The organism is Planotetraspora silvatica (genome assembly GCF_016863315.1).
In the GTDB taxonomy this organism is placed as follows: domain Bacteria; phylum Actinomycetota; class Actinomycetes; order Streptosporangiales; family Streptosporangiaceae; genus Planotetraspora; species Planotetraspora silvatica.
Genome location: NZ_BOOQ01000015.1, coordinates 92,155 through 111,608 on the forward strand (window position 1 = coordinate 92,155; position 19,454 = coordinate 111,608).

The 19,454-nt window shown below is 69.2% G+C and carries 20 protein-coding genes and 1 riboswitch; of the genes, 13 read left to right on the forward strand and 7 right to left on the reverse strand.

What is annotated here, in order from left to right:
- Positions 1–50: 50 nt before the first annotated feature.
- Positions 51–956, forward strand: a complete 906-nt coding sequence (locus tag Psi02_RS12880; protein ID WP_203973819.1) for a ferredoxin family protein — start codon at positions 51–53, stop codon at positions 954–956.
- Positions 957–1,070: 114 nt separating this feature from the next.
- Positions 1,071–1,385 (forward strand): WhiB family transcriptional regulator, encoded by a 315-nt coding sequence (locus Psi02_RS12885; RefSeq protein WP_076434697.1) that lies wholly within the window; start codon positions 1,071–1,073, stop codon positions 1,383–1,385.
- 84 nt (positions 1,386–1,469) lie between these two features.
- Here the strand turns inward: Psi02_RS12885 and Psi02_RS12890 are convergent, their stop codons facing one another.
- The 6 genes from Psi02_RS12890 to Psi02_RS12915 form a co-directional block, all read right to left on the reverse strand.
- Entirely contained in the window at positions 1,470–2,129 is a 660-nt protein-coding gene (locus tag Psi02_RS12890; RefSeq protein WP_203973820.1) for a phosphoribosyltransferase, read from the reverse strand.
- 36 nt (positions 2,130–2,165) lie between these two features.
- Entirely contained in the window at positions 2,166–3,263 is a 1,098-nt protein-coding gene (gene rsgA, locus Psi02_RS12895) for a ribosome small subunit-dependent GTPase A (protein WP_203973821.1), read from the reverse strand.
- Between the two features lie 678 nt (positions 3,264–3,941).
- A complete protein-coding gene (gene glyA, locus Psi02_RS12900; RefSeq protein ID WP_203973822.1) occupies positions 3,942–5,201 on the reverse strand; it encodes a serine hydroxymethyltransferase in 1,260 nt (419 codons plus the stop codon).
- A gap of 26 nt (positions 5,202–5,227) precedes the next feature.
- Positions 5,228–5,332, reverse strand: a riboswitch (ZMP/ZTP riboswitch).
- Positions 5,333–5,358: 26 nt separating this feature from the next.
- A complete protein-coding gene (locus Psi02_RS12905; protein WP_203973824.1) occupies positions 5,359–5,559 on the reverse strand; it encodes a hypothetical protein in 201 nt (66 codons plus the stop codon).
- Positions 5,556–6,506 carry a YihY/virulence factor BrkB family protein gene (locus Psi02_RS12910; protein ID WP_239094842.1) on the reverse strand — a complete coding sequence of 317 codons (951 nt, stop codon included), beginning with the start codon at positions 6,504–6,506 and terminating at the stop codon, positions 5,556–5,558. Before Psi02_RS12910 ends, Psi02_RS12905 begins: the two co-directional genes overlap by 4 nt.
- A 162-nt stretch (positions 6,507–6,668) precedes the next feature.
- On the reverse strand, positions 6,669–7,496 hold the full coding sequence (locus tag Psi02_RS12915) for a TIGR03084 family metal-binding protein (RefSeq protein ID WP_239094843.1): 828 nt from the start codon (positions 7,494–7,496) through the stop codon (positions 6,669–6,671).
- 298 nt (positions 7,497–7,794) lie between these two features.
- Here Psi02_RS12915 and Psi02_RS41065 point away from each other — a divergent pair, with 298 nt between their 5' ends.
- The 5 genes from Psi02_RS41065 (at position 7,795) to Psi02_RS12935 (ending at position 11,496) form a co-directional block, all read left to right on the forward strand.
- The gene (locus tag Psi02_RS41065; RefSeq protein ID WP_357054749.1) at positions 7,795–7,878 is read left to right on the forward strand and encodes a putative leader peptide; all 84 of its coding nucleotides are present in this window, start codon (positions 7,795–7,797) and stop codon (positions 7,876–7,878) included.
- Between the two features lie 140 nt (positions 7,879–8,018).
- On the forward strand, positions 8,019–9,701 hold the full coding sequence (locus Psi02_RS12920; protein WP_203973826.1) for a nitrite/sulfite reductase: 1,683 nt from the start codon (positions 8,019–8,021) through the stop codon (positions 9,699–9,701).
- Positions 9,698–9,850, forward strand: coding sequence for a DpnI domain-containing protein (locus Psi02_RS12925; RefSeq protein ID WP_203883160.1), 153 nt, complete (start codon positions 9,698–9,700; stop codon positions 9,848–9,850). Before Psi02_RS12920 ends, Psi02_RS12925 begins: the two co-directional genes overlap by 4 nt.
- Before the next feature lie 45 nt (positions 9,851–9,895).
- On the forward strand, positions 9,896–10,624 hold the full coding sequence (locus Psi02_RS12930) for a phosphoadenylyl-sulfate reductase (protein WP_203973828.1): 729 nt from the start codon (positions 9,896–9,898) through the stop codon (positions 10,622–10,624).
- A 119-nt stretch (positions 10,625–10,743) separates the two neighbouring features.
- Entirely contained in the window at positions 10,744–11,496 is a 753-nt protein-coding gene (locus Psi02_RS12935) for a sirohydrochlorin chelatase (RefSeq protein ID WP_203973830.1), read from the forward strand.
- A gap of 28 nt (positions 11,497–11,524) precedes the next feature.
- On the opposite strand, the gene Psi02_RS12940 is transcribed toward Psi02_RS12935, so the two are convergent.
- Complete coding sequence (locus tag Psi02_RS12940) at positions 11,525–12,400, reverse strand: DUF1707 SHOCT-like domain-containing protein (RefSeq protein WP_239094844.1); 876 nt, start codon at positions 12,398–12,400, stop codon at positions 11,525–11,527.
- 231 nt (positions 12,401–12,631) lie between these two features.
- Here Psi02_RS12940 and Psi02_RS12945 point away from each other — a divergent pair, with 231 nt between their 5' ends.
- From Psi02_RS12945 to Psi02_RS12970, 6 genes are all read left to right on the forward strand, one after another.
- The gene (locus Psi02_RS12945) at positions 12,632–14,236 is read left to right on the forward strand and encodes an isovaleryl-CoA dehydrogenase (RefSeq protein WP_203973832.1); all 1,605 of its coding nucleotides are present in this window, start codon (positions 12,632–12,634) and stop codon (positions 14,234–14,236) included.
- Between the two features lie 501 nt (positions 14,237–14,737).
- Entirely contained in the window at positions 14,738–15,166 is a 429-nt protein-coding gene (locus tag Psi02_RS12950; RefSeq protein WP_203973834.1) for an OsmC family protein, read from the forward strand.
- Positions 15,167–15,409: 243 nt separating this feature from the next.
- A complete protein-coding gene (glgX, locus tag Psi02_RS12955; RefSeq protein WP_203973835.1) occupies positions 15,410–17,533 on the forward strand; it encodes a glycogen debranching protein GlgX in 2,124 nt (707 codons plus the stop codon).
- Between the two features lie 9 nt (positions 17,534–17,542).
- Positions 17,543–18,406 (forward strand): AraC family transcriptional regulator, encoded by an 864-nt coding sequence (locus tag Psi02_RS12960; RefSeq protein ID WP_203973837.1) that lies wholly within the window; start codon positions 17,543–17,545, stop codon positions 18,404–18,406.
- Positions 18,403–19,149, forward strand: a complete 747-nt coding sequence (locus Psi02_RS12965; protein WP_239094845.1) for an AzlC family ABC transporter permease — start codon at positions 18,403–18,405, stop codon at positions 19,147–19,149. The genes Psi02_RS12960 and Psi02_RS12965 overlap by 4 nt, the downstream gene beginning before the upstream one ends.
- Positions 19,146–19,451 carry an AzlD domain-containing protein gene (locus Psi02_RS12970; protein WP_203973839.1) on the forward strand — a complete coding sequence of 102 codons (306 nt, stop codon included), beginning with the start codon at positions 19,146–19,148 and terminating at the stop codon, positions 19,449–19,451. Before Psi02_RS12965 ends, Psi02_RS12970 begins: the two co-directional genes overlap by 4 nt.
- Positions 19,452–19,454 lie beyond the last annotated feature (3 nt).

Consider the following 19,454-nt stretch of genomic DNA (forward strand, 5'->3'; position numbering starts at 1 on the left):
TAGCTAAGGTAAGACTTACCTAATCGAGCGTGAGGGAGGCGGGACACCCGATGGCCAACGGCTGCGAGCATCCCGCCGGGTGCCACACCGGCGCCGCCCCCGTCCTCGCGAGCGCGACCGTCGGCGCGCGGTTCTGGCTGCTGATCGAGCACTCCGGGCCGTGGGCGGCCTATCTCGACGAGATGACGCTGCCCGACCCGGTGCGCGCGCTGATCGACCGGGCCACGTCGCTGGGCGTCCGGCCGCAGCTGATCCGGCGCCCCGGCCGCCGCACCGCCAGCACCGGCCCACTCCACGTCTTCGTGGCCTCCTCCGCCGGCTCCGAGCCGTGGCTGGCGGAGGGCTTCTTCGAGAACCCCGACGATCTTGACCTGGGCTCGCTCGTGCACGGAGTGGTTCCGGAGTCCTGCATACTGGTGAACGAGCCGATGTTCCTGGTCTGCACGCACGGCAAACGCAATGCCTGTTGCGCCCGACTCGGCCTTCCGCTGGCCCGGTTCCTGGATGGGAACCTGCCCGGAGGGGCCTGGGAGACCAGTCATGTTGGCGGCGATCGATACGCCGCTAACCTCGTATGCTTGCCACACGGGCTTTACTACGGCAGCATGTCTCAAGCTGCTGCGATCGCGGCGGCAAACGCGTACCGGTCCGGCGAGGTCGTCCTCGACCGTTACCGGGGGCGCGCGGGTATCCCTGAGCCATTGCAAGCCGCCGAGCATTTCGTCCGGTCCCACACCGGTGAGTTCTCGGTCGGCGGAGTGGCCGTGGAATCCTCCCGGTCGGAAAGCGACACCACGGTGTGCGTCGTGCGAAGCACGTCACAGCGGGGACTGTCGCGATTTCGGGTAGTGGTCGAACGCGCGGTGTTCACGGCACCGTGCGGGATGACCTGTGCCGACGAGATCTCGACCTACAGGTTGGCCGATTTGAGGCAGCTCACTCCGGCTCTGACCTGAGGCGTCCGCCCGGAGTCGGGAACATCACGGCCGGTCCTCGCGTTGGAAACAGGGACGCCACAAGCGTCCAATGCGGCACACCCTTGAAATACCTCTCACCAAAGGTGGTTTCTCATGTCTCAGGTACGTCGGCAGCTCGCCCGCCCCCGCCCCAGCTGGGGATGGCAGGATGATGCCGCGTGCCGGGGAGAGGACCTTGTGCTGTTCTTCGGTCCTGACGGTGAGCGTCAGCCGGAGCGCGACATCCGTGAGCGCAAGGCCAAGGCCATCTGCGCTCAGTGTCCCGTGCGCGCCGAGTGCCTCGACTACGCCCTGTCCCGTCCCGAGAAGTACGGGACCTGGGGCGGGCTGAACGAGGACGAGCGCGCCTCCGAGCGTCGTCGCCGCATGCGCCGCGCGGCGAGCGCCGGCATCAGCGCTGTCGCCTGAACGCCGTCTTCCCCCTCCCCCGACACGCGTCAGCAGGCCTCCGGGTGTTCCGCCAACCGTCAAGGAACGCGGGACACCCTCAGGTCACGGCCGTTCCCTGAGCAGGTCGAGAACATCGTCGTCGGTCAGCTGGTCGAAGGATTCGTACCACTGCCCGACCGCTCGGAAACCCCACGGAACCGCTAGAACCACGACATTGTCGGCTTCTTTTCGCATTCGCTCCACGGTATCCCCTGCCGCGACCGGAACCGCCAGCGTCGAGGTCCCCCGCCCCGCCTGCCGCACCCGTACGGCCCGCAGCGCCGCCGTCGCGGTTCCCCCCGTCGCCATGCCGTCGTCGACGACGATCACGTCCTTGCCCCGGAGCTCGGGTGCGGGACGCTCACCCCGGTAGACCTTCACCCGCCTGGCCAGCTCGAGCCTCTCCCGGTCCACGACCGGCACGACGTCCTCCGGCTCGAGTCCCAGCTTCTCCAGCAGATCCTGGTGGAACACCGGCTCTCCTCCCTCGGCGATCGCACCGACGCCGAGCTCCGGCTGGCCGGGGCACCCGATCTTCCGCGTCACCAGCACGTCCAGGGGCGCGTCGAGCATGTCCGACACGGGTGCGGCCACCGCCACCCCGCCGCGCGGCAGGGCGAGCACCAAGGGATCCCCCCGGCGCATGCCGTACAGGGCGTGGGCGAGAAGGGCTCCCGCCTGCGCCCTGTCCGCGAACGGGAGCCGGACCCGCATCGGCTTCATAAAATCCTCATACCCGGCAAATCGCGCCAGGCACCTCTATGGGCGGGCCCGGCCCGACCGGCGCATCTCCTTGTGGATGACCTTCCACTTGCGGGTCTCCTCACTCTGGAGACGCGCGTCGGTCCTGCGGGCCATCCAGGCGGCCTCACGCTGGAGCTTGTGCCAGCTCTCCAGCCGCCGCACGGGCAGTTCCCCCGACTCGACCGCCGCCTGTACGGCACAGCCGGGCTCCTCCCCATGGGCGCAGTCGGAGAACCGGCACCGCCCGGCCAACTCCTCGATGTCGGAGAAGACGAGGTCGACGCCGTCGCTCATCTCGTACAGGCCGACCCGGCGGATGCCGGGGGTGTCGATGACGAGCCCGCCCCCGGGCAGCGGGATCAGCTCCCGATGGACGGTCGTGTGCCTGCCCCGGCCGTCGGCCGCCCGGACCTGCTGGGTGTCCATCACCTCGCCCTGGGCGAGGGCGTTGACCAGAGTGGACTTGCCCGCCCCCGAGGGACCGAGCACCACCGCGGTCCTGGAGCCGGCGAGATGAGCGCGGACGAGGTCCACGCCGTCGCCGGTCAGCGAGCTGATCGCATGGACGTCCACCCCCGGCACCGAGGACGCGACGTCGGCGAGCAGGTCGTCGAGCCCCATCTCGAACAGGTCGGTCTTGGTGATCAGGACGACGGGCATGCCGCCGCTCTCCCAGGCCAGCGCGACAAGGCGCTCGATCCTGCCGAGATCGGCGAAATCGGTGGAGTGCATCGACGGCTCGGCGACGAACACGACGTCGACGTTGGCGGCCAGTACCTGGCCCTGCCCGTCTCCGGACAGGCCGCCCCTGGACATGCGGCTGACGCCGCCTCGGACGAAGGCCGTGGTGCGGGGAAGTACCTCGTCGAGCTCGTAGCGGCCCTCAGGGAGCCGATGGAGGGCCACCCAGTCACCCACGCAGGGAAGGGCGATCGGGTCGGCCGCGGAGGCCCTGCGGACGTGTGAGCCGTACCGGGCCTGGTGTGTGCCGTCGGCGGCGATGACTTCGGCGGCGCCGCGGTCGACCCGTGCCACCCGGGCGGGAACGGTGCCCGCGGGAAGCTCGGAATAGCGGTCGTCCTGCCAGCCGAGAAGCGAGAGATCGAACAACATTCGGTGAGACACCCTTCGGAAACGGGTGCCTCAGCGAGAAGACTAGGCGGGCACCCGGAGGTTGATGGACGGCATGCTCGTCAGAAAGACCCGCATGATCCTCACCTCCCGAATCTCCGCGGCCGCATGGGAAAGCGGCATTGCCAGAACCCTAACGGAGCTCCCCCACCCCTCCGCAACCCATTTCCCCACCCCTCCGCCGTGATCATGCACAGGTTCGGGAAGAGTGCCTCCCACCTGCACAAACCCCGAGCGTGATCATGCACAGGTTCGGAGATCCGGCGCCGACCTGCGACGACCCCCGCCGTGATCATGCACTGATTCGGTGACACACGCACCGACCAGGCAACTCTCCGAGCGTGATCATGCACAGGTTCAGGGAAAGGGCGCCCGACCTGGGCACTCCAAGCACGTGATCATGCAGGGGCCGAGGGCACACTTGCCGCTTTCATCGGTCACTGCATGATCACGTACGGCAAAGCGCCAGCTCAGCACGGCCTTCCCCGAAGCCGCGCATGATCACGATCGGCCTTCACCCAGGTCAGGACCACTTCTCCCGAAGCCGTGCATGATCACGGCGGGAGTCGCGGCAGCGCGGAGGGCCTTTCTCCGAACCTGTGCATGATCACGCCCCAGGGGTGGCCTGTGCATGATCACGCCCCAGGGCGCGGGGGTGGGTCAGGAGAGGCCGGGGGCGGGGAACTGGGCGGTGAGGTCGCTGACCTCCCGGTGGACCCGCCCGATCACGTCCTCGGCGTCGCCCTTGGCCACGGCCGTGACGACCTCGTCGATCCAGGCGCCGATCTGCCGCATCTCCGCCTCGCCCATGCCCCGCGACGTCACCGACGGCGTGCCGATCCGGATGCCGGAGGGGTCGAACGGCTTGCGCGGGTCGAACGGCACCGTGTTGTAGTTCGTCTCCAGGCCGGCCCGGTCGAGGGCCTTGGCCGCGGGCTTGCCCCCGATCCCCTTGGGCGTGAGGTCCATCAGGATCAGGTGGTTGTCGGTGCCGCCCGAGACGAGGTCGAACCCTCTGCCCGCGAGTTCGTCGGCGAGCGCCTGGGCGTTCTTCACGACCTGCGCGGCGTACGCCTTGAAGTCCGGCTGGGCGGCCTCGTGCAGGGCCACGGCGATGGCGGCCGTCGTGTGGTTGTGCGGTCCGCCCTGCAGACCCGGGAAGACGGCCTTGTTGAGGGCGGTCGCGTGCTCGTCCGAGGTCGCCATCAGCATGGCGCCGCGCGGTCCGCGCAGGGTCTTGTGCGTGGTCGTGGAGATCACGTCGGCGTGGCCGACCGGCGACGGGTGAGCCCCACCGGCGACGAGGCCGGCGATGTGCGCGATGTCGGCCGCGAGGACCGCGCCGACCTCACGGGCGATCTCGGCGAACGCCGGGAAGTCGATCGTGCGCGGGATCGCGGTGCCGCCGCAGAAGATCAGCTTGGGCCGGTGCTCCAGCGCCAGCGCGCGGACCTCGTCCATGTCGATGCGGCCGGTCTCCTTGCGCACGCCGTACCGGACCGAGTTGAACCACTTGCCGGTGGCCGAGACCGACCAGCCGTGGGTGAGGTGGCCGCCGAACGGGAGACCCATGCCGAGCACGGTGTCACCGGGGTTCAGGAACGCCAGGTAGATCGCCAGGTTCGCGGGCGAGCCCGAGTACGGCTGGACGTTGGCGTGGTTCACCCCGAACAGCGACTTGGCCCGTTCCACCGCGATGGTCTCGATCTGGTCGATGACCTGCTGACCCTCGTAGTACCGCTTGCCCGCGTAGCCCTCGGAGTACTTGTTCGTGAGGACCGTTCCCGTGGCCTCGAGAACGGCCCTGGAGACGTAGTTCTCCGACGCGATGAGCTTGACCGTGTCGGCCTGCCGCCGTTCCTCGGCCGTGATGAGCCCGGCGATCTCGGGATCGACGGAGTTCAGCGAGTTCCCAGCCATGGCGCTTCCTTGTCCGTATCGGCGATGACGGCGGCCCAGGCGCACGGCCTCCGCGAGAATGCTCCCCGGTGGTGCCCCACCTTGCGACGCGGCCCCATGGGGACACGCCAGCGCCAGTCGCGACTTCCCTACTTTATCGGGAGTGGTCCGGTACGGCTCACCCTTCCGAAATGGGGATGTCGGGGACGAGCCCGAATCCGGGGATGTCCACGCCGGCCTTCTCCACGTCCTCGGGCACACCGGAGTAGCTCGCGTACACGCGGAGGGAGTCGCCGGACTTCAGCCACTGGTTGGTCCCGGTGACCTTGACTTGTTTCGCGACAAATCCGGCTATGTCCGGGAGTTGGCCGAGCCTCACTCGCACCGCTCGTGCCGGGCGGTGCCGTTGAGGGGCCACAGCCGGTCGACTTCGGCGTTCAGCGTGGCGCCGATCAGCACGGCCAGAGCGGTGATGTACAGCCACAACAGCACGGCGATCGGGGCGGCCAGCGACCCGTAGATGGACAACGGCGTGAACCAGGCGGCCAGCACCTCGCGGAGGACGGTGGCGCAGAGGATCCAGATGATCAGAGCGAGCACGGCTCCCGGCGTCTCCCGCCACCAGCGGGTCCGCCTCGGGATGCTCACGTGGTAGAGCAGCGTGAGCATCAGCACCGACCCGAGGATCACCACCGGCCAGTAGAAGACCGAGACCAGCACGCCGTACCGGCTCAGGGTGTTGGACAGCAGCGTGGGGCCGATCACCAGGGTGGGCATGATGACCAGGCCGATCAGGAGCGCGGCCACGTACAGACCGAACGACAGGACCCGGGTGCGGATGATCCCCCGGGTCTCCCCCAGGCCGTACGCGATGGAGATCAGGTCGACGTAGACGAACAGCGCGCGGGACCCCGACCACAGCGAGAGCAAAAAGCCGACGGAGATGAGCGACACCTGGCCGCCGGTCAGCACGTCGTTGAGCAGGGGCGTGACGACCCGGTCGACGGTGTTGCTGGTGAACAGCAACTCGGCCTGGTCCACGACCCACTGTTTGATCTCCAGGACGGTGGCCTCGCCGAGCATTCCGCTCAGGTGGCCCATGACGCCGAGCAGTCCCAGGACGAAGGGCGGCAGCGACAGCAGGGCGAAGAAGGCCGCCTCACCCGCGAGGCCCGTCACGCGGTAGTTGACGCCCGCCATCGTGGTCGCCTTCAACAGCGCCCAGCCGCTGGTGTCGCGGACCCAGCTCATGCGGGCACGGGCCCGCGCCATCGCGAGGCGTGAGACATGCCTCGGCCTGCGCGTCGAAGCGTCCGTGGACGTCATGGCACCCAACCGTATACACACAGTGAAGATGTCCGCGGCTCAGCGTGATCTTTGAATGCGAACACCGGCTGTTAGAACTGAGGACTACCCGCATCCGGCGTGAATACCGCCACCCGGCTCGCCCCGGGCCCTCTACGCCGTCGTCAGGCCAAGGATAGGGGGTTATTCCGAGCGCCTCGCCAGCGCCGGGGAATAACCGGGGCGCCGCCCCTTGCCCGGCGGCCCGGCGAACGCCTGCGCGATCTTCAGCCATGACGTCGCCGTCGCGCCCGCGGCCTCCAGACGGGTGTCGTCGAGGTGGCAGCGCTGGGTGACCAGCAGGCAGAAGTCGAGGGCAGGACCCCGTACGACGTCCTGGGCGCCCGGCGGCCCGGCGGCCCACGGGGCGCCGTCGGGCAGGGTCAGTTCCACCCGCACGGGATCCGCGGGGAGCGCGAGGCCGCGCACCGCGAAGCCGTACGGCAGGGCACGAACGCCCAGGCTCGCCACGTGCCGCAGCCGGGCGGTCGGCACACGGACGATCCCGAGCGCGTCGGCCACGTCCTGCCCGTGCGCCCATGTCTCCATCAGGCGTGCCGTGGCGGACGACGCCGCCGACATGTCGGGGCCGTACCAGGGAACCCGCAGCCGGGCGTCGGTCCCCGCCAGTTCCCCGATCATGCGGGTGCGGGCCGTGCCGAACCAGCCGAGGAGTTCACGCGGGCTGAGGCCGCGCGCTCCGGCGGCCAGGTCGTCGATCACGCCCGCGCCCCGGGAGAACAGGGCGTCGCGGGCCACGCGGAACCCCTCGGGATCGGTCAGCGAGCGGGTCGCCGCGTCGTCGAACCACGCGAGATGGCTGATCTGGTCCCGTACGGCCCAGCCGGCGGCCGGGGTCGGCAGGTCCCAGGCGGCGGCGTCGAGGTCCTCCACCATGCCGGCGAGGTCGGCCGTCTCGGCTCGGAGGTCGGCGACGAGTTCGGCCATGAGCCCGGATCCTGTGATTCCCATCACATCTCCCGTGACATCCGCGGGTGACACTCGGCTCACGCCAGCGTAACCGGGGGAGAACAATGAAGACATGATCTGCGACGCGTGCAAGGACCGCAGGCACGACGACTGCCGGGGCGGGTCATGGTGCGACTGCCAGCATCAGGAGTCGCCGGACGGCCGGCGGACCGAGCCAGCCGAGAACTGGGTCAGCCAGGGGTGACGACCCGTCTCGCCTGGAAAAATGAAGCAGAGGTTACAGTCCCGCATCGTGGACACGAACTTGGACATCCGGGATCTCCGAGGTATCGTCTAGGACATGCCAGCGGACCCATTGCTCGTCGTGCGACGTCACGTCGATCTTCTGCGCGTCCGTAGTGCCATCTGTATCGACGCCGGCTGACCGCTCCCTCTGTTGACCCGGGGCGCATAGCAGGCGTCTTTTTCATGCCCTCACACTCGATGACGAGGTGGGAGGCGGCCTGCCCAGCGCGTCCCGGACCGTAGTCCGATCAGACCGATCACTCGGAAAAGGACGTGCCCATGAGCACCCCGGCCCGCCCGGCGAACCGCCACCACAAGCGCCCGCGCGGCGAAGGTCAGTGGGCTCTCGGTTACCGTGAGCCGCTGAACAAGAACGAGGAGAACAAGAAGAACGACGACGGGCTCAACGTCCGTCAGCGGATCATCGACGTCTACTCGAAGCGTGGTTTCGACTCGATCGACCCGGCCGACCTCCGGGGGCGGTTCCGCTGGTTCGGCCTGTACACGCAGCGCCGGCCCGGGATCGACGGCGGCAAGACCGCCATCCTCGAGCCCGAGGAGCTCGACGACCGCTACTTCATGCTCCGCGTCCGGATCGACGGCGGCCAGCTCAGCCTGGAGCAGCTCCGGGTGATCGCCGACATCTCCAACGAGTACGGCAGGGGCACGGCCGACATCACCGACCGGCAGAACATCCAGCTCCACTGGATCGAGGTCGAGGCGGTCCCCGACATCTGGGAGCGGCTTGAGGCCGTCGGCCTGTCCACGATGGAGGCCTGCGGCGACACTCCCCGTGTCATCCTGGGCTGCCCTCTCGCGGGCATCGACGCCGACGAGGTGATCGACGGCACCGCCCAGATCCACGAGATCGACGAGCGGTACATCGGGAGCCCGGAGTTCTCCAACCTCCCCCGGAAGTTCAAGACGGCGATCAGCGGGTGCCAGGCGCACTGCACCGTCCATGAGATCAACGACATCGCCTTCGTCGGCGTCGTGAACGAGCGGGGCGAGCAGGGCTTCGACGTCTGGGTGGGCGGCGGCCTGTCGACCAACCCGATGTTCGCCAAGCGTCTCGGCGCGTTCGTCCGGCCCGAGCAGGTCCACGAGGTCTGGGCGGGGGTCTGCGGGATCTTCCGCGACTACGGCTACCGGCGCCTGCGCCACAGGGCCCGGATCAAGTTCCTCATCAACGACTGGGGCGCGGAGAAGTTCCGCGAGGTCCTCGAGACCGAGTACCTCAAGTACGAACTGCCCGACGGTCCCGCCCCCGCGGTGCCGCGCGACGTCCGCCGCGACCATGTCGGCGTCCGCCCCCAGAAGGACGGCAACTTCTACGTGGGGTTCGCCCCCAAGGTCGGCCGGGTCAACGGCGACAAGCTGCACGAGATCGCCGACATCGCCGAGCGCCACGGGGCCACCCGGGTGCGCACGACGGTCGAGCAGAAGATGGTGATCCTCGACGTCGCGCCCGACCAGGTGGACTCGATCGTCACAGACCTCGAGGCGGCCGACCTCCAGGTCAACCCGTCGACCTTCCGCCGGCAGACCATGGCGTGCACGGGGATCGAGTTCTGCAAGCTGGCGATCGTCGAGACCAAGGCCACGGCCGCCGACCTGATCGACGAGCTGGAAAAGCGCCTTCCGGACTTCACCGAGCCGCTGACCATCAACGTCAACGGCTGCCCGAACTCCTGCGCCCGCATCCAGGTCGCCGACATCGGGCTCAAGGGCCAGTTGGTGACCAACGACAAGGGCGAGCAGGTCGAGGGCTTCCAGGTGCATCTGGGCGGCTCCGTGGGCCTCAACCCCAACTTCGGCCGCAAGGTCCGCGGGCTGAAGGCCACCACCGAGGAACTGCCCGACTACGTGGAGCGCGTGGTCCGGAACTTCGAGAAGCAGAAGAACGAGGGCGAGACCTTCAGCGAGTGGGTCCAGCGCGCGGACGAGGCCGACCTCAAGTGAGCGAGAGAGCGGCGCCGTTCTACTGCCCCTACTGCGGCGAGGAAGACCTGGAGCCCTATGTCACCGAGGAGGAGAGCTACGGGTGGTACTGCCGCTCCTGCGCTCGCGCCTTCCGGGTGAAGTTCCTCGGGCTCGGCGTGCGTTCGTGACGAGTCGACCAGTGATCTTAGAGAAATGACGTGTGAGGAGTGGCAATGACCGTCGTGGACATCGAGGCCGGTCTTGAACGGCAGCGGGTGACGCTCGACCTACAGAGCATCGTGGCGTCCGCCGCCGAGTTCCTTGAGGACGCACCCGCCCGGGAGATCATCCGCTGGGCGGCGGCCACGTTCGGCGACCGTCTCTGTCTCACGTCCTCGATGAGCGACGCGCTGCTGATCGACCTGGTCAGCCGCGTCAAGCCCGGCGTGGACGTGTTGTTCATCGACACTGGCTACCACTTCGCCGAGACCATCGGCACGCGCGACGCCGTGCAGCAGGTCTACGACGTCAACGTGATCAACATTCAGCCTTCGCGGACCGTGGCCGAGCAGGATCGCGACCTCGGGCCCCGGTTGTTCGGGCGCAACCCGGATCTGTGCTGCTACCTGCGCAAGGTGGAGCCGCTCAACCGGGCGCTCGAGCCGTACCTGGCCTGGATCTCGGGCATCCGCCGCGACGAGTCCCCCACCCGGGCGGACACCAAGGTCGTCGAGTGGGACGCCAAGCGGCAGATGGTCAAGATCAACCCGATCGCGCGGTGGACGCAGGACGAGGTGGACAACTACATCTCGGACAACGGCGTGCTGATCAACCCGCTTCACTACGACAACTACCCCTCGATCGGCTGCGGCCCGTGCACCCGGCAGGTCGCGCCCGGCGAGGACCCGAGGAGCGGCCGCTGGTCGGGCCTCGGCAAGATCGAGTGCGGCATCCACCTCTGACCCGGGCGTGATCATGCACAGGTTCGGGGAAACGGCGGCCGACCTGCTCCTTCACCGACCGTGATCATGCACGAATTCGTGAAAACACCCGACGACCAGGCGGAACTCCTTTCGTGATCATGCACAGCCGTCCAGCCGACCGAGCACCGCTGATCGCGGTGGCGCACGGGTCCCGCGACCCGCGCGCCGCCGTGACGGTGGAGGCGCTCCTGCATGCCGTACGGCAGCGGGAGCCCGGTCTCGAGGTCAGGACGGCGTATCTGGATCACGCCCCGCCGACGCTGACCGCGGCGCTGTCGGGTCTGGACGAGGCCGTCGTCCTCCCCCTGCTTCTCACCGCGGCCTACCACAGCCGCGTGGACATCCCTGCGGCGCTCCGCGAGGCGTCCGCCCGCCGGCCGAGGCTCCAGGTCGCGTGCGGGGATACCCTCGGACCCCATCCGCTCCTCATCGGGGCGCTCGAGCGCCGGCTTGCCGAGGCCGGAGTGACGCCGGGCGACCCCGGCACCGCCGTGGTCCTCGTGTCCGCCGGTTCCAGCGACCCCCGGGCCAACCTCGTGATCACGCGGATGGCCCGCGAGTGGGCGCGGGCACGTCCGTGGTGGGCGGTCACCGCGGCCTTCGCCTCCGCCGCCGCCCCCTCCCCCGAGCAGGAGGTCGCACGGCTCAGGCGGGCCGGGGCGCCCAGGATCGTGGTGGCCCCCTACCTGCTGGCGCCGGGCCACTTCGCCGACAAGGTCGAGCGGGACACCATGCGTGCCGGAGCCGATGTAGTGGCCGGCGTCCTCGGGCCCGCGCCCGAACTCGTCACCATCGTCCTCGAAAGGTACGGCCAGGCCGTACGGGGCCTGAAGGCCGTCGCGACGGCCTGAAAAGGGCTAGGAGACGGCCTGAAAGGGTCTAGGAGGAGGGGTCGTCGCCACGGCGGAGGTCACGCCAGGCGTCACGATCCTCACGGCGGGACTCCCGCCGGGCCTCACGATCGTCGCGCATGAACTGCCGGCGGAACTCCTGCTCCCCCTGCCTGGCCTCACGCTGCATATGCCGGAACTCCCTGGTGGCGTCCCGGTGGGCCTGCATAATCTCGCGGTGGGCCTGACGGCCGCCGTCGATCGTCTGGCGCAGGTCCGCGCGGAGCTGCTGGCGAACCTCCTTGCGGCGGTCCCACCACCACTCACTCCAGGCGAACCATCCCCGCTTGATCGGATCGGCCAGGGAATCGCCGATGATCTTCACGTCGCCCATGAGGACGAAGGCCTTGACCCTGACGACGGGGGCGTTCTGGCCCGCCGGAGCCTCGGCCACCTGGACCTTCTTGTCGCCCATGATGGTCACGCCGGACAGCTCGACATCGACGCCGTCCGGGACGATGATCTTCACGTCGCCCATGACGCAGGTGGCCGTGATCTCCACCTCACGTGTGCGCACCTCGGCCTGGCGGAGGTCGAGCGTCACGTCGCCCATGACGCTGACGGCGGCGATCTCCTGGTCGATGCGCCAGGTGCCGGTGCGCTTGGCGTCGCCCATGACCGCGACGACCCAGGTCTTCACCTTGCCCGGCGTCTTCATCGGCTGAGGCCGGGGTGCCGGGGCGCCGCCGGGAAGGTCGGCGGTGATCTGTGCCAGCTCCGCGTGCGTCCGGGCCAGGTAGGCGGCCTCCGTCCGCTCGGTCAACTCGGCGAGGGTCAGCCGTCCCTCGACGGAGGCCTCACGGAGTCTCTCGACCGCCTGCTCCCGTTCCGTGTCGGAAGCGCGCATCTCTCCTAGATCGCTCACGCCTCCACGCTATCCCGCACGACGCGATCGACCTATCCTCCCTGGGAAGGAATCACCTCTCCCAGAGGACGAACTTCAGGCACTCTCCGGGCGTTCTCCGGATCCGGCGACGCCGACGGCTCTCTGGACGGCCGCCCCGTGTGATTGTGGAGTTATCCCCCTCGACCCCCGTATTTCATCATCCACTTGAAATGTTGAGATGGTTGATGACGACCCGGACAGGAGGCCCAAGTGACCCACGACGTGATCAACCAGGCACCACCGCTGATCGGGCACGACGTGTCAAGCGACCGCGCGCTGCTCGACGGGCTGGACCGGGAGGGCGCGGACTGGGCGATCGGGGAGCTCCGCCAGATCGGCCTGCTGGCCGGCTCCGCGAAGGCACAGGAGTGGGCGCGGCTGGCCAACGACAACCCGCCGGTGTTGCGGACGCATGACCGGTACGGCCACCGCATCGACGAGGTGGAGTTCCATCCCGCGTGGCACGACCTGATGGCCGTCGCGGTCGAGAACGGCATGCACGCCTCGCCCTGGACCTCCGCCAGGCCGGGCGCCCACGTGGCCAGGGCGGCGAAGTTCTTCACCTGGTCGCAGGTCGAGGCGGGGCACGGCTGCCCGATCTCCATGACGTACGCCGCCGTCGCCGCGCTCCGGCACTCCCCCGACCTCAGAGCCGAGTGGGAGCCCCAGCTTGCCTCGCGGACCTACGACTTCGGGCTCAGGCCCGCGCACGACAAACGCGGCGTGCTGGCCGGCATGGCCATGACCGAGAAGCAGGGCGGCTCCGACGTCCGCGCGAACACCACCAGGGCCGAACGGCTGGGCGACGGCACGTTCGCCCTGACCGGCCACAAGTGGTTCAACTCCGCCCCGATGTGCGACGTCTTCCTCGTCCTGGCCCAGGCCCCCGGCGGCTTGTCGTGCTTCCTGCTGCCCCGGGTGCTCCCGGACGGGTCCCGCAACGCGATGCGCCTGTTGCGGCTGAAGGACAAGCTGGGCAACAGGTCGAACGCCTCAGCCGAGGTGGAGTACGACGGCGCGGTCGCCCACCTCGTGGGCGAGGAAGGCCGGGGCATCCGCACGATCATCGAGATGGTCAACATGACCCGACTCGACTGCGTGATCGGCTCGGCGGCCGGCATGCGGTACGGCCTGACCCAGGCGATCCATCACACCACTCACCGAAAGGCCTTCGGCAAGGCGCTCATCGACCAGCCGCTGATGCGCAACGTGCTCGCGGACCTGGCCCTGGAGTCCGAGGCGGCCACCACGCTGATGATGCGCCTGGCCGGGGCCACCGATCGCGCGGTGCGCGGCGACGCCGCCGAGGGGCTGTTCCGCCGTACGGCTCTGGCCGCGTCGAAGTACTGGATCTGCAAGCGGGCTCCCGTCCACGCCGCCGAGGCGCTCGAGTGCCTGGGCGGCAACGGGTACGTCGAGGAGTCGCAGATGCCGCGGTTGTTCCGCGACTCGCCGCTGAACGGCATCTGGGAGGGCTCGGGCAACGTAGCCGCGCTCGATCTCGTGCGGGCGCTCGCCAAGGAGCCCGAGGGGCTGGAGGCGTTCTTCGCCGAGGTCGCGCTGGCCGGCGACCGCCGGGTGGGCGACGCCGCCGAGCGGGCCCGCAAGACGCTCGCGTCGGCCGGGGAGGGCGACGCCCGGCGCCTCGCCGAGGAGCTCACCCTGGTGCTCCAGGCGTCCCTGCTCGTGCGGCACGCGCCCGCGGCGGTGGCGGACGCGTTCTGCGCCTCCCGCCTGGCGGGTGAGTGGGGGCGGGCCTTCGGCACACTTCCGACGGGCCTCGACCTCGAGGCGATCGTCGAACAGGCATCCTGAACGGCATTTCGCCGTGATCATGCACACTTTCGTGGATCGGCCCCTTGACCTGCGGCTTCGCCGTACGTGATCATGCGCAAATTCGCGATCACGCGGGATGAACAGGCGTTTCGCCGTACATGATCATGCAATGGGCGGGACGCGTGATCGGGTGTCGCATGGGCATGAACCGGCTCCGCATGATCACGTACGGCGAAGCCGCAGGTCCGTATGGCATTGCGCGAATGTGTGCATGATCACGAGCCATATCGCCGCAGGTCACAGGCCACATTCACGAGGATGTGCATGATCACGACTCGGGAATGGCCAGGTCGGTCGGCCTGTCGCCGAACCTGTGCATGATCACGCCCCGGGTTTTGGCTGCTCAGACAACACATCTACGAATCTGTGCATGATCACGGCCGAGAGGGGGGTGGTTGGGTGAGCCTGAGCATGATCACTGCCTGGGGAGGCTCTAAGCTCGCTCATGGATGTGACTTAACCGATGAAGGGACAATCGCCATGGCGACCACTCGTACCGCGACCACGCAGTGGAAGGGCGCTCTCCTCGACGGCTCGGGCGTCGTCTCGCTGGACACCTCCGGCGTCGGCACCTTCGACGTCACCTGGGCTTCGCGGGCCGAGACGGCCAACGGCAAGACCAGCCCCGAAGAGCTGATCGCGGCCGCCCACTCCTCCTGCTTCTCGATGGCCCTGTCCCACGCCCTCGCCGGCGCGGGCACCCCGCCGCAGTCGCTGGAGACCAAGGCGGACGTCACCTTCCAGCCGGGTGAGGGCATCACCGGCATCGTCCTGTCGGTCCGCGGCCAGGTCCCCGGCCTGTCCGCCGAGGACTTCCAGCAGGCCGCCGAGACGGCCAAGGCCAACTGCCCGGTGAGCAAGGCCCTCGCCGGCACGACGATCACGCTGAACGCCGAACTCGTCGGCTGAACATGCCCTGATGGCCGGGCAGAGCCCCCGCCGGACGCGATCCGGTGGGGGCTCTCGCATATCCCCAGACGGACGACACACCCGAACGACGTTCCAACGGCCGTTTCCCGGAAACCTTTTCCGGTGACGATCTACCGAAGACGTCCCCGGCGATGTGCCTGGTGAGGTTTCCTGACGGGGTTCCTGACCACCTCGAGCCTCTCCAGGTGCGCGATCGACCGCGGGAGTGGAGAATGAGGTTACATGCGTGAAGTTTGGCCTGGAGAGCCGTACCCGCTCGGAGCCACCTGGGATGGAGTGGGCACCAGTTTCTCGGTGTTCTCCGAGGTGGCCGAGCGGGTCGAGTTGTGCCTGTTCGACGATCACGGCGAAGAGAGCCGCGTCGACCTCCCCGAGGTCGACGGGTTCGTGTGGCACGGCTACCTGCCGGGGATCATGCCCGGCCAGAGGTACGGCTTCCGCGTGCACGGGCCGTACCGGCCGGGGCACGGCCACCGGAACAACCCGGCCAAGCTCCTGCTCGACCCGTACGGCAAGGCGGTCGAGGGCTCGGTCAAATGGAACGAGTCCCTGTTCTCCTACCACTTCACCGACCCCGCGCGGCTGAACGTCGACGACTCGGCCTCGTACATGCCGAAGAACGTGGTGGTCAATCCGTTCTTCGAATGGGGCAACGACCGGTCGCCCCGCACGCCGTACCACGACACCGTGATCTACGAGGCCCACGTGCGCGGCCTGACCATCCGGCATCCGAAGGTGCCCGAGGAGCAGCGCGGCACCTACGCCGGCCTCGCGCACCCCGCCGTGATCGAGCATCTGCAGTCGATCGGGGTCACCGCCGTCGAGTTGATGCCGGTCCACCAGTTCGTGCCCGAGCACGCGATGGTGGCCCGCGGGCTGACGAACTACTGGGGCTACAACACGATCGCCTACCTCGCCCCGCACAACGCCTACTCCAGCGCGGGGCAGCTCGGTGAGCAGGTCCAGGAGTTCAAGGCGATGGTCCGCGCGCTGCACGAGGCGGGCATCGAGGTCATCCTCGACGTGGTCTACAACCACACCGCCGAGGGCGACCACATGGGCCCGACGCTCGGCTTCCGCGGGATCGACAACGTCGCCTACTACCGGCTGCGCGACGAGGACCGGCGCTACTACCTCGACTACACCGGCTGCGGCAACTCGCTGAACGTCCGCTCGCCCCACGCTCTGCAGCTCATCATGGACTCGCTGCGCTACTGGGTGCTCGAGATGCACGTGGACGGCTTCCGCTTCGACCTCGCCGCCGCGCTCGCCCGCGAGTTGCACGACGTCGACCGGCTGTCGGCGTTCTTCGACCTCATCCAGCAGGACCCGGTGATCTCGCAGGTCAAGCTGATCGCCGAGCCGTGGGATGTCGGCCCTGGCGGGTACCAGGTAGGAAATTTCCCGCCTTTATGGACGGAATGGAACGGGAAATATCGCGACTCCGTCCGAGATTTCTGGCGGGGCAGCTCCCGCACGGTGCCCGAGTTCGCCTCGCGGCTGACCGGATCGAGCGACCTCTACGCCACCAGCGGCCGCCGCCCGGTGGCCTCGATCAACTTCGTGACCTGCCACGACGGCTTCACCCTCACCGACCTGGTCTCCTACAACCGCAAGCACAACGACGCCAACGGCGAGGCCAACCGCGACGGCACCGACGACAACCGCTCGTGGAACTGCGGTGCCGAGGGCCCCGTCGAGGATCCCGGGATCGTACGGCTGCGCAAGCGGCAGCGGCGCAACTTCCTGGCCACGCTGTTCGTCTCCCAGGGCGTCCCGATGATGCTGGCGGGCGACGAGTTCGGCCGGACCCAGGGCGGCAACAACAACGCCTACTGCCAGGACAACGAGACGTCCTGGACCGACTGGTCGCTGCTCAAGCAGGAGGACGACCTGCTCGAGTTCGTCCGCGCACTCGCCGAGTTGCGGCGTGAGCATCCCGTCTTCCGCCGGCGCAGGTTCTTCCACGGCCGCAAGGCGCAGGACGGCACGCGCGACATCGTCTGGCTGACTCCTTCGGGGAAGGAGATGGCCGACTCCGACTGGAACGCGGGTTACGCCAAGTCTCTCGCGGTGTTCCTGAACGGCGAGGCGATCAGCGAGCCGGGCCAGCGCGGGGAGAGGATCAGGGACGACTCGTTCCTGCTGCTGATCAACGCCCACCACGACGAGCTCATGTTCAACCTGCCCGGTGCCGAGTTCGGCCAGGAGTGGCACCTCGTCCTCGACACGGCGGACGAGAGCCCGCGGGAGGAGACGTCCGGGGAGGAGACGTGCCCGGCGGGCGCCAAGGTGCCCGTCACGGCCCGGTCGCTGCAGATCCTGCGCCGCGCCGGCGAGGACTGACGCCCGGCGATGAGTGCGCGGGAGAGGGCGCGGCACTGGCGGCACCCCGGCCTGCCGGGCGTCGACCTGCTCGACGCCCGCTACGTGAGCAAGACCTTCGCCCGGCACACGCACGAGTCGTTCGTCATCGCCGCGATCACCTCGGGCGTCGAGGAGTTCCACCATCGCGACTCGATCGAGCGCGCGGGGCCGGGCCACCTCGCGCTGGTCAATCCCGACACGGTGCACACGGGCCAGGCGGGCGTGCCCGAGGGCTGGACCTACAGCGTGATCTACCCGTCGGCGGCCGTCGTGGGCGAGATCGCCGCGGAGACGACCTCGATCCGCGGGAATCCCGGTTTCGCCGTCGCCGTGGCCCACGACCCGCAGGCCGTCCGCCTGATCACCCAGGTGCTCCGGGCCGCGGACGGCCGGAACGCGCTCGCCGCCGACACGATGCTCCGCCTGGTGGTGGCCCGGCTGCTGCGCTCCAGCGGGACGGCGCTGCCCGCACGCTCTCCGCGTCCGGCGCCCCCGCGCGACGTGTCGCGGGCCCGGGAGATCCTCGAGTCCCGGATGGCCGAGCCTCCGTCCCTGCGGGAACTCGCGGCCCAACTCGGCATCGGCCCGTTCGCGTTGTTGCGGGCCTTCCGCGACGCGTACGGCATGCCGCCCCACGTGTGGCTCACCGACGCGAGAGTGCGGCGTGCCCGGCACCTCCTCGACACCGGGATCGCGCCGGCGGACGTCGCCGCGGCCGTGGGCTTCACGGATCAGCCGCACCTGAACCGGCACTTCACCCGGATCGTCGGCGTGCCGCCCGGCGCCTACAGCCGAGAGCGCAAGAACGTACAAGACTCGCGAAAGGGGCCGCGCCTAGCCTCGGCCGAGTGACCGCATCATCCACGCAGACCGGCCCTCCACCCCCCAAACCGCGAGCCGCGGTCGTCCGGGACGCCCTCGGCGTCGGGATCACCGTCGGCCTGTCCGGCTTCGTCTTCGGCGTCACCTCGTCGGGAGCCGGCCTGAGCGTGGCGCAGACCTGCGCCCTTTCTCTCCTGGTGTTCACCGGGGCGTCGCAGTTCGCCCTCGTCGGGGCCATCGGCGCGGGCGGCGCCCCGTTCGCCGCGGCGGCGGGCGCCCTCTTCCTCGGGGCGCGCAACGCCTTCTACGGGCTGCGGTTGTCGCAGTTGCTCGCCCTGCCCGCCGCCGTCCGCCCGCTGGCGGCCCAGTGGGTGATCGACGAGACCTCGGCCGTGGCCCTCGCCCAGCCGGACCGGGCCGCCGCCCGCCTGGGTTTCACGGTCACCGGTGTGAGCCTCTACCTCGGATGGAACATCACGACGTTGCTGGGCGCGCTGGGTGCGTCGGCGCTCGGCGATCCGTCGGCATGGGGACTGGACGCGGCAGGTCCTGCGGTCTTCCTGGCACTTCTCGTGTCGATGGTGCGGGGCGGGGACTCGCGCGGGTCGTGGCGACGGATCCGCGAGCGTCCAGAGCCCGTGACGGCCTTCGTCGCCGCCGTCCTCGCGCTGGCGAGCCTGCCGTTCCTGCCTGCCGGAGTGCCCATCCTGGTGGCGGCGCTCGCGGCGCCCGCCGTCCTCGTCGTGAACCGCCGCCGGAGGGACCTGTCATGATCTGGGCCGCCATCGCCCTCGTCGCCGCGGGCTGCTACGCCGTGAAACTCCTCGGGCTGTCCGTGCCCGCAGCCGTCCTGGAACGGCCGATGGTGCGCCGGCTCGCGGCCCTCGTGCCCATCGCGACGCTCGCCGGCCTCATCGCCCTGCAGACGTTCGGTGAGGGACGCACGCTGGTCGTGGACGCCCGCGCGGCCGGGCTCGCCGCCGCGGCGGCGGCTCTGCTCCTGCGGGCGCCGTTCCTCGTGGTCGTGGCGGCCGCCGTGCTCGTCACCGCCGCCGTCAGGGCCCTCACGGGCTGACGC